The 14,662-nt window shown below is 43.6% G+C and carries 14 protein-coding genes; 8 read left to right on the forward strand and 6 right to left on the reverse strand.

The window, feature by feature from the left end; all coding sequences use genetic code 11:
* Window positions 1–104: 104 nt before the first annotated feature.
* The 4 genes from ACUJFL_RS08620 to ACUJFL_RS08635 all read right to left on the reverse strand — a co-directional run bounded on the left by ACUJFL_RS08620 (window position 105) and on the right by ACUJFL_RS08635 (window position 5,875).
* On the reverse strand, window positions 105–1,544 hold the full coding sequence (locus ACUJFL_RS08620; RefSeq protein WP_445429017.1) for an SLC13 family permease: 1,440 nt from the start codon (window positions 1,542–1,544) through the stop codon (window positions 105–107).
* A gap of 9 nt (window positions 1,545–1,553) precedes the next feature.
* On the reverse strand, window positions 1,554–2,540 hold the full coding sequence (locus tag ACUJFL_RS08625; RefSeq protein WP_445429018.1) for a porin: 987 nt from the start codon (window positions 2,538–2,540) through the stop codon (window positions 1,554–1,556).
* 161 nt (window positions 2,541–2,701) lie between these two features.
* The gene (locus ACUJFL_RS08630) at window positions 2,702–4,084 is read right to left on the reverse strand and encodes a sigma-54-dependent transcriptional regulator (RefSeq protein ID WP_445429019.1); all 1,383 of its coding nucleotides are present in this window, start codon (window positions 4,082–4,084) and stop codon (window positions 2,702–2,704) included.
* Between the two features lie 3 nt (window positions 4,085–4,087).
* Window positions 4,088–5,875 (reverse strand): sensor histidine kinase, encoded by a 1,788-nt coding sequence (locus ACUJFL_RS08635; protein WP_445429020.1) that lies wholly within the window; start codon window positions 5,873–5,875, stop codon window positions 4,088–4,090.
* A gap of 344 nt (window positions 5,876–6,219) precedes the next feature.
* Here ACUJFL_RS08635 and msrB point away from each other — a divergent pair, with 344 nt between their 5' ends.
* The 7 genes from msrB to ACUJFL_RS08670 all read left to right on the forward strand — a co-directional run bounded on the left by msrB (window position 6,220) and on the right by ACUJFL_RS08670 (window position 11,460).
* Complete coding sequence (msrB, locus tag ACUJFL_RS08640; protein WP_226750989.1) at window positions 6,220–6,603, forward strand: peptide-methionine (R)-S-oxide reductase MsrB; 384 nt, start codon at window positions 6,220–6,222, stop codon at window positions 6,601–6,603.
* 140 nt (window positions 6,604–6,743) lie between these two features.
* A complete protein-coding gene (locus ACUJFL_RS08645; protein ID WP_445429021.1) occupies window positions 6,744–8,195 on the forward strand; it encodes a glyceraldehyde-3-phosphate dehydrogenase in 1,452 nt (483 codons plus the stop codon).
* Window positions 8,196–9,310: 1,115 nt separating this feature from the next.
* Window positions 9,311–9,649 carry a hypothetical protein gene (locus tag ACUJFL_RS08650; RefSeq protein WP_445429022.1) on the forward strand — a complete coding sequence of 113 codons (339 nt, stop codon included), beginning with the start codon at window positions 9,311–9,313 and terminating at the stop codon, window positions 9,647–9,649.
* A gap of 103 nt (window positions 9,650–9,752) precedes the next feature.
* Complete coding sequence (locus ACUJFL_RS08655) at window positions 9,753–10,061, forward strand: hypothetical protein (protein WP_445429023.1); 309 nt, start codon at window positions 9,753–9,755, stop codon at window positions 10,059–10,061.
* A gap of 77 nt (window positions 10,062–10,138) precedes the next feature.
* Window positions 10,139–10,645: a hypothetical protein gene (locus tag ACUJFL_RS08660; RefSeq protein WP_445429024.1), complete on the forward strand. Its 507-nt coding sequence runs from the start codon at window positions 10,139–10,141 to the stop codon at window positions 10,643–10,645.
* 29 nt (window positions 10,646–10,674) lie between these two features.
* A complete protein-coding gene (locus tag ACUJFL_RS08665; RefSeq protein WP_445429025.1) occupies window positions 10,675–11,238 on the forward strand; it encodes a mobilome CxxCx(11)CxxC protein in 564 nt (187 codons plus the stop codon).
* A 9-nt stretch (window positions 11,239–11,247) separates the two neighbouring features.
* A complete protein-coding gene (locus ACUJFL_RS08670; protein WP_445429026.1) occupies window positions 11,248–11,460 on the forward strand; it encodes a hypothetical protein in 213 nt (70 codons plus the stop codon).
* A gap of 845 nt (window positions 11,461–12,305) precedes the next feature.
* Here the strand turns inward: ACUJFL_RS08670 and cspE are convergent.
* On the reverse strand, window positions 12,306–12,515 hold the full coding sequence (gene cspE / locus ACUJFL_RS08675) for a transcription antiterminator/RNA stability regulator CspE (RefSeq protein ID WP_027670166.1): 210 nt from the start codon (window positions 12,513–12,515) through the stop codon (window positions 12,306–12,308).
* Window positions 12,516–12,809: 294 nt separating this feature from the next.
* A complete protein-coding gene (ald, locus tag ACUJFL_RS08680) occupies window positions 12,810–13,928 on the reverse strand; it encodes an alanine dehydrogenase (RefSeq protein WP_226751454.1) in 1,119 nt (372 codons plus the stop codon).
* A 134-nt stretch (window positions 13,929–14,062) separates the two neighbouring features.
* Here ald and lrp point away from each other — a divergent pair, with 134 nt between their 5' ends.
* On the forward strand, window positions 14,063–14,548 hold the full coding sequence (gene lrp / locus ACUJFL_RS08685; protein ID WP_226751455.1) for a leucine-responsive transcriptional regulator Lrp: 486 nt from the start codon (window positions 14,063–14,065) through the stop codon (window positions 14,546–14,548).
* The last annotated feature ends 114 nt before the right edge of the window (window positions 14,549–14,662 follow it).

Here is a 14,662-nt window from a genome sequence, read left to right on the forward strand (position 1 = left end):
GAAGGTACCTTCCTCGGGTTTTTCTTTACTATTTTACGTACATTGATTTTGTATAAGTTGATCAGATACTGCGTTATTACAACCTTGTAATGGCAACGAAGCTATTAAAACGCAAATACCCAGCGTGCTAAAAACAAGGTCACGATGCTGACAACAAGCACTGAAATAATATTTAAAGCAAAGCCCGCTTTAACCATATCGGCAATGCGTAACTGACCCGACGAAAACACTATCGCATTGGGTGGTGTGGCAACCGGCATCATAAATGCACAACTTGCTGCGATGGCGGCTGGAATAACCAAGGTCATCGGTGAGCCCGACATGGCTAATGAAATAGGCGCTAATAACGGTAAAAAACCGGCTGCAGTGGCGGTGTTGCTGGTCACCTCAGTTAAAAACACAATAACGGTTGTAACCAAGACAACCATTAACCACAAGGGAATCTGATCCATAAGCATAACTTGTTCAGCAATAAAGCCCGCCAAGCCACTTTTACTGATCAGCCCTGCTAAGCTCAAACCACCACCAAATAACATCAAAATACCCCATGGCAGTTGCTTGGTTTCTTCCCAGGTTAAAATACGGGTGTTTTTACTGTCCAGTGGTAGCACTAAGATCAATACCGCTGCCAGCATGGCGATAATGGTGTCATCTAGTGGTAAACCGGTTAGCGTGACTAATAACGGGCGGGTGATCCATAACAGTGCGGTAAGGGCGAATATAATCAATACGGCTTTTTCGCCTCGCTGCATTTTCCCCAGTACCCGCAACTTTTGCTGAAACATGTTTCGAGTATCTGAAATCGTCACCTGATCTAATTTGTAAGCAATTCGGGTTAACCAGACCCAACAACTGAACAGCAAAATCACCGTCAGGGGTAAACCCACAATCATCCACTCAACAAAGCCGATCCGAATTTGATAGGTGTCTTGCAAAAAAGCCGCCATAAAAGCGTTAGGCGGCGTACCAATTAACGTTGCCAAGCCGCCAATAGAAGCCGCATAGGCAACAGCCAATAAAATGGCTTTACTAAAATCATTTTCGGCATGCTCGGCACCCAGGTTCAGCATACGGGTGATCGACAGCGCAATCGGTAGCATCATTACGGCAGTAGCGGTATTCGACATCCACATGGATAGAAACGCGGTGACCAACATGATGCCACCAATCTGTTGGCTGGGCTTACTGCCGACAATAAGCATCGTGTGTAAGGCAATACGCGTGTGTAATGACCAGCGCTCCATGGCAATGGAGATAATAAAGCCACCGAGGAATAAAAAGATCAGTGGATGCGCATAAGACTGTGCCACGGCGCTTAAATTATTTAAATCGAGCAAGGGTGCCACGAGTAAAGGTAAAAAGGCAGTGGCAGGGATGGGAACGGCTTCACTGATCCACCAACTTGCCATCCAAGCGGTTAAACCTATGACTAACCAGCTCGGTTCATTCATGCCAAAAGGTGCAGGTAGCAATAGAGTAATGAGCATTAACAATGGGCCAATCAGTAGCGCCAAGAACGGGGTTTTAGTTTCATTAACTGACATGATGCGCTCCTAGAAACGGTATTGCAGACCTAACGCGATCGAGGTGTCAGTCTCATCGGTCAAAGCTAACTGGGTGACAAAGAAATAGGCTTTACTTTGGCTATTAAACAGATAATCGACTCCTGCAGTATAGTGATTTGCTGCAGTTTGTTGTCGGATCGCTGATGTATCGCGGCCAAGTTGTAGTTTGGGTCGCCAATCGCCAACGGCATACTGCAGGCTCAGATAGCCGCCAGTGCCTTTGCGTTCTCCTTCACTTTGCTCACTGTATTGTAGTAATGAGCCTAAAGTAAAGTCGCCTAATTTTTGTTGCCACAGAATACGCGTGGCATCTAAGCCGTTCAGGCTTTGAGCTCTAGTCAGCGTGATGTAATAAGGCTGTGCTTTTAAAGTGCGATCACCGTAAGCCAAGCTTAATGCGACACCGTCTTTCCCCTGTTGCAGTTCGTTGTCTTGGCCTAACACATAACTGGCCGATAACGTCCAACCTGCAACGCTCGGTGAGATATAGGTTAAGCTGTCGCCTAAGCGATCTTGACCGGGTAAGATTTGGGCAATATCACCACTGGTTTCATTAAATTGATCCACGCCGCCTTCACTGGTTTTCAAGCGGGTGTCATTGCGACCAGCAATTAACTGACCAAATTGCCCTTTAATACCAACAAAGGTATTGCGTGCAGAAAACGGGCTTAGCGTATTGGCTTCATCAAAGCCACGCACTTCCACTTCATAGTTGAAAAAAGCAGTGATGTGCTCGTTTAATACCTGTTCACCACGAATACCTAAACGGCTAAAGGGGGTATCGAGTTGCGAGCCTTCTTTCGTGTAGCGGAGTAAACCCTTATCGGTATGAGCCAGTTGCACTTCAGCCTTACCGTACACGGTGACACTGGGTAGAGTTAAAGACACGGTTTTGCTGTCAGCCGCCAGATGACCAGACAGTGTGGTCGCGCCGATAGCGGCTAGGGTTAAAGCGTTGCGAATTACCTGTTGCATAATTACCTCGTCATGAATAGTTATAGTTGTAGGCACTAGGTATTAGCAAGAAAGCGGCCAATAATTTAATCATGTAAAATCAGTATCTTAAATTTAATTTGTTTTTACTATGGGTGGTAACTGAAACTTATTTTTAGAGAAATGGGTGGTTTTCCACCCATTTAATTCAGCTCATCTATACCGTCATCATCTTTAAATTGGCTTCGTAACACGCCGTATTTACGCATTTTGTCATACAGGGTTTTCCGTGGCAGATTCAGTGCTTGCATGGTCAGCTTAATACTACCTCGTGTTGCGCTAAGCGCTTCTTCAATCAACATTTGTTCGAAAAACGCCACCCGTTCAGTTAATCCCATTGCGCTACCAAAGGTATCGGCTAAGGGTAAGCCTTGCTGCATAAACGCGGCCTCGGGCCCCAGTAACACATAGCGTTCAGCAAGGTTGCGCAACTCGCGAACATTGCCTTGCCATTCGTGTGACAACAAACTGTCTAATTGCAACTGGTTAAGCGGTAACACCGGTTTGTGGTAGCGGGCGGCAGCGAGCATAGCAAAGTGTTTAAAGAGCAGTGGAATATCTTGTCGACGCTGCCGAAGCGGTGGAATGGCCACCTGTAATAAGTTCAGCCGATAATATAAATCCAGTCGAAATTCACCTTGCTGACTCAGTTGTGCCAGATTGGTTTTAGTTGCCGCCACAACCCGAATATTTAATGGGATACTGCTATTGCTGCCTAAGGGCGTGACTTTGCGCTCTTCTAAAACGCGCAATAACCTAACCTGCACACTCAAGGGCGTGCTTTCAATTTCGTCTAAAAATAAGGTGCCGCCATTGGCAAACTCAAACTTACCGATACGTTTTTTATCTGCCCCGGTAAAGGCACCGGCTTCACAACCAAACAGCTCACTTTCAATTAATTGTTCAGGTATTGCACCACAATTAATCGCGACAAACTGTTGATCACTACGTAGCGAGTTATCATGCAAATAACGCGCGACGAGCTCTTTACCACTGCCTGTTTCGCCTTCAATTAACACATCTGCCGGCGTATCTAATACCAGATCAAGTAAATGACGCATTTGATTGATAGCGGGGCTATCGCCAATAAGCTGTACTTTACCACGTCGGCTTTCCCGTAGTTGACTGCTTAAACGTCTATTCTCTAAACAGAGTTGACGCTTCTCAACCGCTTGCTGCAAAGTTTTATGTAATTCCGTATGGTTGACCGGTTTCTCAATAAAACTATAAGCCCCATTTTGCATGGCCGTTACCGCAATACTGATGTCGCCATAGCCAGTTAGTAAGATAACCGGTAAATCTTCGTCGTGAGAGCGTAATGCTTTAAGTACTGATAAACCGTCCATTTCTGGCATATTCAGATCGGTAACGATTACGCCGAAGAAATTCGGGCTAACGGCCTGTAATAAATCGGAGGGCTTGTTAAAGCTACGACAAGTCCAGCCTTCTAGCTTAAGCCCCTGTGTTAGGGCGTCAAGCACAGGGTGGTCGTCATCCAATAACCAAATTTCTGCGGTGTTGCTCATGATTTACTCCGAGTGATGCCGAGGCAAGGTCAAACTCACGATGGCACCGCCGTCTGGGTGATTTTCTATGGTTAAACTGCCGTGATAGCTTTGCACGATTTGTCTGGAAATAGACAGACCTAAGCCTAAGCCACTGCCTTGTTTTGTAGTGAAAAAGGGTTCAAATAGCTGGGCCATAACATGGGGCTCGATACCTGCGCCATTGTCATGAATTTGCACAATGGCCAGTTCGGCTTGTTGCACAATGTTAATACGGACCCTAGGTGTTGTATGCTGCTCAGCCGCTTGTATGGCATTACCTAGTAGATTAATCAACACCTGCTCTAACTGCAGTGGATCGATTTTTACCTTGACGTGATCAGTGTGCTGCACAGTGATGTTGATCTTTTGCTGCTGCAGCGACGGTTGCAATATCCCCAAGGCATTCTGTAGCACGCTAGTTAATTCAACCGTAACGGGTTGGTTGGCGGCTTTGCGGCTAAAGCCTTTAAATTGTTTCACAATATGGTTTAAGCGCAGGATCATTTGCGCGATTTTATCCAAATTTTCTTGCAGATCGCTATACAGGCCTTTTTTCAGTAGCAGCTGGCTATTTTGCAAATAGCTGTGCATGGCCGTTAAAGGTTGATTAATTTCATGATTAATTGAAGCACTCAGTTGGCCAATGGTCGCGAGCTTAGCTGCTTGCAGCAGCTGATCTTGGGTTTGTTTTAATTCATGCTCTGTGTCAATTCGGTGCTGAACTTCAATTTGCAGTTGCTGATTACTCTGTTGTAGCGATTCCGTACGTTCCGTAACCGCTATTTCCAACTGCTGGAGCATTAATGCTTTTTGTAGTTGTTGCTGGTATTTATTACGCCAGTAAATACTGGCCAATAAGATAACGGCTAATAACAAACACAGGCTGATGGCAAATTGCCACGCTTGCATTGTTAATGTTGCAGCGGGCTCCAGCATAATTAACTGCCAAGGCAACTGTGTTTGCTCTTGAACAGCAACCACATATTGTTGTTGTGTCATAGGTTTACTCACCGGCTCTGGGCGCAACTGCCAAATGTCTTGGTGTTTGTTGACTTGAAGGGCATGCAAGACTGTATTGGGATGACGTGTGCGGGTAACAGCTTCTTCACCTAACCAGGTCAGCCGCCACGCTGCGTGGTTACTGGCCAGCACGGTATCTTCTTCATCGACCAGCATAAACAGTAATGGGCTTTGACCAGCAATAGCTTGGTAAGCCAATTCTAGCTGGTCGATATTTAATTTGGTTGCTAATACTCCGATGGTTTGCTGCTTTGCATCGTAAACCGTTGCCGCAAAATAAATGCCGCGTTCATTTGAAACCCAGCCTAAGCCATAATCGACATAGCTTTGGTTGGCACCGATTGTTTCAGTAAAATAGGGCCTAAACGCAAAATTGTGATCCATAAAGTTAACTTCGGCAGCATAATTACTGCTGGCAACCACATCGCCGTTTAGATCCATTAAATAGATTGAAGCACTACCACTGGCTAACGTAAAGTCGGCTAATAATTGGCTGACCTGCTGTTGTTGGCTTGATGATAATGTATTGGTTAACACTGCTTGCAGCTCAGGTCGATACGCTAGGGTATCGGTCAGCGTGCTAAAGCGGGTCAATTGTAAATTAAGGTACTGATTAAATTCAGCACCTTGTTTAAAAGACAGTTGTTGTGAGCGGTGTAATAGCTGCTGAAAAATCACCTGATACCCGATAACGGCAATAATCAATAAGCTCAGGCCGATGAATAGGGGCTGTCGATAAAAAGGACGCATACAAGGCTCTTAAACTGCTACAAACCACTAATTTACCTTAAGGTCGGTTAATGAGCCACCTTCAGGTTTGATTTGCTTCATCAAATCGCCATTTAAAGCCACCTTAGTTTTACTAGCAAAAGAGGTTGGTTGATCAACCAAGAACAAGCCCACTGAAACCGAGTTGCGGTTAGGCAGTAGGGTATAAGCGTTCAGCTAAAAGCTTGCCCGAAAGCGATAACGCTTAGCAATAGCGGGCGGTAACCGTTACGCTTTAGTCGACCTCATCGACAAACTGATTGAGCTAAACGCCATGCTCAGCGTATATTTGTGGGAAGGCTAGCAAAAAATCACAGGATTATTTAATGAAATTATCAGAAGCAGAATGGCGGCAGCGTTTAACCGAAGAGCAATTTCGGGTAACGCGCTTAAAAGGCACAGAATATCCATTTACGGGTGAATTATTACACCATACCGCAGCAGGCACTTATCACTGTGTCTGTTGCGGTACAGAATTATTTAATGCCAGCACGAAGTTTGATGCCGGTTGTGGCTGGCCCAGTTTTTATCAATCGTTAGCGGGGAAGGTGCGTTATGAAGAAGACCACAGTCATGGTATGCAACGCATTGAAATTGTTTGTAATAATTGCGATGCCCACTTAGGCCATGTGTTTGAAGACGGGCCTGCGCCAACCGGGCAGCGCTACTGTGTTAATTCAGCTTCATTAACATTCACCCATAAGACTTAAGCCTATATTTAAGCTGTAAGTGTTGTGGTAGGGTTTCATAATCAATTACAATAGGCCGCCTTATAAAAACCGCTGTATCCTACAGAAAAGCGGCTTAGGCACACCGATTAATTCATTTTATTGAAGTAAAAGGCCTAATAATGACCCTATCACACGCAGAACAGTATCAAAAAAGCTGGCAGGAACGCCAGGAATACGCCGAAAACATGTTACCTATCATTGGTCGGCTTTATCGTAATAAAGGCATTGAGGTGGTTATCTATGGGCGGCCTCTGGTTAACGCTACCACCATTGATATTATTAAAGCGCATAAAACAGTAGAGCGGTTCGAAGGTCAAAAATTACGCCTTCGCGAGAGTTTTCCGTTATTAGAAGCCATCAGTAAAATGAATTTGGCACCCGGTCGGGTAGATATTGGTAAATTGGCTTATGCTTATTTATATAAAAATAATGCGACAGGTTTAACGCTTGAACAATATCTAGCAGAAGAATTAGCCGATATTTTAGATCATGAAGATCAGGTTACACCGGTTGACGTGGTGTTATACGGTTTTGGCCGGATCGGCCGCTTAGTTGCCCGCTTAATGTTAGAACGCTCAGGCCCGAGCAGTAAATTACGTTTAAAAGCGATAGTGGTACGTGGCGGTAAAAAAGGTGACTTAGAAAAACGCGCCAGCTTATTACGTCGCGATTCTATTCATGGCCCTTTCAATGGCAGCATTACGGTCGATGAAGAGAACCAAGGCATTAAAGCTAACGGTACTTTTATCAAAGTGATTTACGCCAATTCGCCAGAGCAAGTTGATTACACGCAATACGGTATTGATAACGCGCTAATCGTCGATAACACCGGTATATTTAAAGACGATAAAGAATTATCCATTCACTTGCAAAGCAAAGGTGCGGCTCGCGTGTTAATTACCGCACCGGCTAAAGGTGAAGTACCGAACGTGGTATATGGTGTTAACCAGCATATGATCACGCCAGAGCATAAAATTGTTTCTGCAGCCAGTTGTACCACCAATGCCATTACGCCAGTATTAAAAGCACTGCAAGATGAGTACGGTATTCGCAATGGTCACGTAGAAACCGTGCACTCTTATACCAACGATCAAAACTTGATTGATAACTTCCACAAAGCCGATCGCCGTGGCCGTGCTGCGCCGTTAAATATGGTATTAACCTCAACGGGTGCCGCCAGTGCGGTGGCTAAAGCTTTGCCTGAATTAAAAGGTAAGTTAACCGGTAATGCGATTCGTGTGCCAACGCCTAACGTGTCAATGGCGATATTATCGTTAAACTTGAATCGCGAAACCAACAAAGATGAGTTAAACGATTTCTTACAGCGCACGTCACTGTTCTCTGAGTTGCAAGATCAAATCGATTTTACCAGTTCAACCGAAATCGTTTCTTCTGACTTAGTGGGCTCGCGCTACGCAGGTGTGGTTGACTCACAAGCCACTATCGTTGATGGCGACCGTTGCGTGTTATACGTGTGGTATGACAACGAGTTTGGTTACAGTGTGCAGGTTACTCGCGTAATGAATGAAATGGCGGGTATTAAATACCCAACCTTGCCTATCGCGAAATAATTATTTCGCCAGTTAGAAAGCCCGCTGTTTGCGGGCTTTTTTTATGTCTGTTGTTTGCTGTTGTGTCGAGATAGTTTAGCTAATAGCGGTGTTTAGTGTTGGCGGCATGATGCGGCTTAGAGCGAAGAGCAGAGATACCTGCCGCACCAAAATGTCTATGCGTATATCTGCAATAACTTATTAAATAAACAACGTTTTCGCCGTTGGCGAGTGACTTTCTTTTGTGTCGCCAAAAGAAAGTCACCAAAGAAAATGCAACCCACGTTGCGGCTGTCAACGTAATGGGATGTAAAAGCACATCAGATTTAGGCGTGTTTCGGTTTTAAGATTATTACGGCTAAGAGCAAATAATAGACATTCCTGCTGCACCAAAATGTCTATGCGCATGTCTGCAATAACTTATTAAATAAACAACGTTTTCGCCGTTGGCGAGTAACTTTCTTTTGTTTCGCCAAAAGAAAGTCACCAAAGAAAATGCGACCCACGTTGCGGCGAAAGCCCGTTCAATTTTGCCCGCCCAAGGCGACGAGGTAACTCGCTCGGCGCTACCGTCGCCTCACTCAAACACCCCTCGTCTTAAAACCTTGGTCGTGCAAACTTGCTCGGCTTGCAACGTAATGGGATTTAAAAGTCCATCAGGCTAAGGAGTATTTCGGCTTTAAGATTATTACTGCTTTGAGCGAAAAGCAGAATTTCAACACCTCAACATAATCCACATTCAAATGACCGCTTTTACCGTAGAACCGGACATTTTGCAGTCTGAATTGAGTAATGCTTGGTTCACATAACCTGTCTGATGCTTTCAAGGAAAGATGCACTAGTCATGTAAGCTTCCTTTGTTGATTATCGACTGTGTTACTGAGACTTCTCAGTAAAACCTGATGATAAGGAGGCTAAATCAAGATAAGGTTCTGATATTAAAAATATTACCCCATTTTTGGGTTGGGATATTACTGAGAAGTCTGAGTAATGTAGTAAATTAAAAGTAAATTAGGTCTCTAACTGGCCATTTAAGTTATTGATTTTTAGTAAACTAATAGGTATAAATTTGTTTTGGCTTTTGGATGTTACTTAGAGGTCTACATAATAACTGTTAAGTTGCTAAGGAAAGTTAAGTGTATAAATCTCGATTAGTCTGGGGCGATATAATCTTTTTAATAGGGTTTGTGCCAGCATTTATGCTTCTAAATGGTTTAGGAGCAGATGATTCTCTATCGGCAACAAGTGTAGTTGGACTTTTTATATTTTTCGTATTACTTCCCTTTATGGGGCTTGGCGGTCTTATGGCTTCTTCTGCCGTATTTAGGCTAACATCTATTGAAAAAATTAATAATTCAAACCTCAATAACTTATTTGGACGTATATTTATTATCCTTGGTTGGTTAATTTTAATTACAATGTTGTTGGTGTTAGGTTTTGTAATCTATGGTTTTTTATTGCAATACGCAACTTAACAAGCGTTTAAACAGGGACAAATTACAGTTGGTTTTGCTCCTGCGTCGCTATTTTAACCAACTGTAATTTGCCCATTAAACGGGCGTTAGGTGACTCAAGCGTATGACTGATATCACATCGGAATTATTAAGCGGTGCATCACCGTTTTTAAGTGGGCTTTTTTACGATTCGCTCAAAAGAGAAGTTGTACTAAAAGCAGTGAACAATCCGGAAGATATGCTAATAGTCAGAGTGATCACATTTTCTGGAATCACCAAATATTCAGAATCTATTGAAGAAATCGATGACGAATTAATAGATGGTGTTATTGGCATTAATTGGCTAAACGACTCTCAAATTTGTATAAAAACGGATATAAGAGAAATCATTATTACATTAACTGGCAAACCTCATGGACAGACCGTCACCTAACAAGCCGCGTCATATGGGGCCTGCGGCCCCTGCGACGCTCACAAGTTCGCGCGCATGCGCGGGGCGTTAGAAGAACTATGAAACATCTGATGATAATCCCAATTCTGGGGCTAGGCGTAATACACGTAGTAACTTGGTTTGGTATTTTGCCGCCGACTTACTTAACTATTGGTTTGTCTGCTGCATCTGTAGTTGTATTGTTCGTCGGGTTAATTTCTGTAAAAAGTTATGCTGATCGCACCGGTGAGAATTTAGGAGAGAAAGTTCTAGGAAATTTGAGTATTAAGCCCTTTTTGTTTGGTCTAGTCGTATTGGCGTACTTCTTCTTTAATTTTTTCTATAGTGCTTCAATGGGCGGAATTACTAAAATCGAAAATGGTAAGTATTTTGCCATGAAGGAACCGACCAAAGAGAATTATGAGATTACAGAGTCTGAATACAATGAACGGCAACCTCACCAAGTACGCGCCATGACTGGACACCCATTAGTATTTGGAATAGTTGGTTATATCATGTTTAGTGTGAGTCGTTCCTCTAATAAGCCAAGCAAGAATGACGCACAAAATACGCGCGCCTCTTCTTGACGCGTTAGAGCTAGCAAAAGGTATTGCGTATGAACGAATTAGAGAAACTCAAAAAAGAATGCTTTGATAAAAGATTTTATAGCTTTGGCACTGCGAAGATTTTTGAAAAGCGTGTTAAAAGTTATGGGTGCAAATTAAAAATCATTAGTTTCCTTGGTTTGTTATCGCCTGTTTTATTAGGTGGTTTTGTTGCAGCTTTTTCTAGTGATAATCAAATCTTGACTAATATTTTGCTGCCCGTTTGTGGGGTTCTTACTATACTCCAAGCCGTAATGTCTCTTTGGTCACTGGTGTCAAAATGGGATGACGCTCACGCCTATTCAATAAGTGCCGTAAAAAATAATACTAGGCTCACAAATGATTTTGATCAGCTTGCAAATCAAACTGAAAGCAAAATTAAAAGAGATTTACCGAGATTGCTTGATGAGTACAATCGCCAAGAAATAGAGGATACTGCTCAGTCAGTTACTACAAAAGAAAAACGTTTTGCCATGAGGGAATCGTTATTTCAATACAAGAATAAGTGTTCAACTTGTAACAAAATTCCAGAAACGTTAACTCCGTCTAATTGTGATACATGCGGTAATTATTAAGGACATAAAATGAATAAAAAAATTAGTCAAGTTCTTGCAGGTTTTAAAAATTTAACAGATGAAGAACGTAAAGAGTTTCACGAAATTATCAAAGACTTTGAAAACTATCCACATACCACAAATAAAAAAATAAATGAGTCCTTGGAGAGTATATCTATTAACAAATCATTAGTAAATTTTGGGCCTTCGCCATCGGGGTGCCCTTGTTGTGGTAAAGGCTAGCTCTAACAAAACCATCATATGGGACTCTTAAAGTTTGGCTTGCGCTCCTCCGTCGCTAATTATAGCTAAGCTTTATTCGCCCCATATGGTGACGTTCTGCTAACACCTAAAAGCAGACTTTAATGCCTGCAAATTGAAATATCTGCTATTGGCACAAACAAGCGATTCAGCTAAGCGAATACCGCCCTGGCATTTTATTTCCCTTAGAGCGAGCCGACTGATCATAGTTGGCCAAGGTTTTAAGAAAACGGGTGTTTGAGTGCGGCGACGTTAGCGCCGCGCGAGTTACGTTTTCGCCTTGGACAGCGCATGAGCAGTTGGGCTTTCGAGCGGAAGTGGGGTCGCATTTTCTTTGGATACTTTCTTTTGGCGACGCAAAAGAAAGTATCTCGCCAACGGCGAAAACGTTAAGTGTCTTGGTATCTGAACCCGAAGCTAGCTAAGCGAATACCGCTCTGGCTTTTATTCCCCTTAGAGCGAGCCGACTGATCATCGTTGACCAAGGTTTTAAAAAACGGGTGTTTGAGTGCAGCGACGAAGCATAACACGAGTGATGTTTTCGCCTTGGACAACGCATGAGCAGCTGGGCTTTCGAGCGGCAGTGGGGCGCAATTTCTTTGGATACGTTCTTTGGCGATGCAAAAGAAAGTCTCTCGCCAACGGCGAAAACGTGAATGCGATTTACCAGCAGAATGCGAGAATGAAGAACAGGGCAATATAAAATATCAGAGGAAACAACAGCAAACAAAAGAGTAAAGTAGAAACAGGAATGGCAGAAACAAAAAAGGCCAGCAAGCTGACCTTTTATACTATCTCAAATCGAGAAGCGCTTTATAAAAGTACTATTACAGTACAGTTACGTTAGCAGCTTGTGGGCCTTTTTGGCCTTGTTCGATTTCGAAGGCAACACGTTGGCCTTCGTTTAAGGTTTTGTAACCTTCAGTTTGGATAGCACGGAAGTGAACGAAAGCGTCAGCGCCGCCGTTGTCTTGAGTGATGAAACCGAAACCTTTATCTGCGTTGAACCACTTTACTACACCAGTTACTTTAGCCATGAGAGACTCCTAAAAATTTTAAAAAGTTATTTAACGCGAAATGCGCTTTTAGCCTGACTGTTACTTATGTGGCCAAACGTGCGTGAATCTTCAGGACATGACTTACAAGCGAAGCTGTGTAGCGAAGTTTTCAAAAACAAGTTGTTACATAGGTCTGTACTACAGGCCGGAAAGCACTATAACAGGTCTGAGCGGAATGTATAGCTTTATCGGATAATAAATCGTTAAAACAAGCAGAAATAAAAAAGCCGGTAAAAAATACCGGCTGTTTGCTCAGATTAAAGGTAACGCTAATTAGGCACCAATAGCGGTTTCTGGCGCTACGTAAGCCAGTTTTAACGCGTCAGCAACACTTTCGTTAGTCACTAAGCCACGGTACACGTTTAGACCCGCTAACAGATGCTTGTCATCTTGTAAGGCTTTTTTGTAGCCTTTGTTCGCCAAACGAATAATGAAAGGCAGGGTGGCATTGTTCAAGGCGAAAGTAGAGGTACGTGGCACCGCACCTGGCATGTTCGCAACACAGTAATGCACAACTTCATCAATAATATAAGTTGGATCGGCATGGGTAGTGGGTTTTGAGGTTTCCACACAACCGCCTTGGTCAATCGCCACATCAACAATAGCTGAGCCTGGCTTCATGCGTTTGATATGGTCACGGGTAATCAGCTTAGGCGCGGCTGCGCCTGGTACTAATACACCACCAATCACTAAATCAGCGGCTAAGACTTCTTGCTCTAAGGCATCAGCCGTTGAGTAAATGGCTTTAACTGCGCCGTTGAACTGAGCGTTAATGCGGCGTAACACATCTACATTACGATCCAGTACGGTAACATCTGCACCTAAACCTAAGGCCATTTGCGCCGCGTTAGTACCCACCATACCGCCACCGACAACCACGACTTTAGCGGGTGCTACACCAGGTACACCGCCTAATAACATACCGCGACCAGCACAAGATTTTTCTAAAGCACGAGCACCGGCTTGAATTGACATGCGGCCAGCCACTTCTGACATAGGCGCTAATAACGGTAAACCGCCTTTATTATCGGTGACTGTTTCATAAGCGATACAAACCGCTTTTGAATTGATTAAATCAGCAGTTTGTTCTGGATCCGGCGCTAAGTGCAGGTAAGTGAACAGAATTTGGCCATCACGTAACATGGCACGTTCAACAGCTTGTGGCTCTTTAACTTTTACAATCATGTCTGCTTGTGCAAACACGTCAGCCGCAGTCGCTAATACAGAAGCACCGGCAGCTTGATAATCTTCATCGGTAAAACCGATACCCATACCGGCTTGCTGTTCAACCAACACGCTGTGGCCATGGCCAATCAGTTCGCGAACGCTTGCTGGCGTCATGCCGACACGGTATTCATGGTTTTTGATTTCTTTAGGTACACCGATAATCATATGTTTCACCTTGGTTCAGTTGAGTAATATTTTTAGGAAGTATAGCGGCAAAAAACCAGAATTACTGCTTGTTTTAAGTTCGCTAAATAGTGCAATATGCTGTTTATGGTTACAAGTCGGGATTTTATGCTGCTATGTATTCTTTAAGTAAGAGTATCAAGAAGTTAGATAGGATTGATCGAAAAATATTAGTCGAATTACAACTCGATGGTCGTTTAGCCAATGTGGAATTGGCCAGAAGGGTAGGGCTTAGTCCTACGCCCTGTTTAGAGCGAGTGCGAAAGCTAGAATCTGAAGGTTATATCTTGGGCTATACCGCACAAGTTGACCCACACAAAGTGGGAGCCGCATTATTGGTTTTTGTTGAAATAACGCTAAGCAAAACCTCGCCGGAAGACTTTGATGAGTTCAGTAAAGCGGTGCAAAAGTTATCAGAGATCCAAGAGTGTCATTTGGTATCGGGAAGCTTCGATTTTTTACTGAAAACCCGTGTTGCTAATATGGCGGCATACCGCGAGTTATTAGGGGAAACCTTACTCCGTTTACCCAGTGTGCGCGAAAGCCGTACCTATGTGGTGATGGAAGAGGTGAAACAAAGTAGTTTTGTGCCGATGGTTTAAGCTAAGTTATTGGCTTTATACAGCTATCATTCAGCGAAAAGCCGTTACGCTATGCCGGACATAGATGCACTTTTACCCCAGCTCTGGTAACCTAGTCGCGTCAGTGGCGACAGG

Source organism: Alishewanella sp. HL-SH05 (assembly GCF_052655985.1).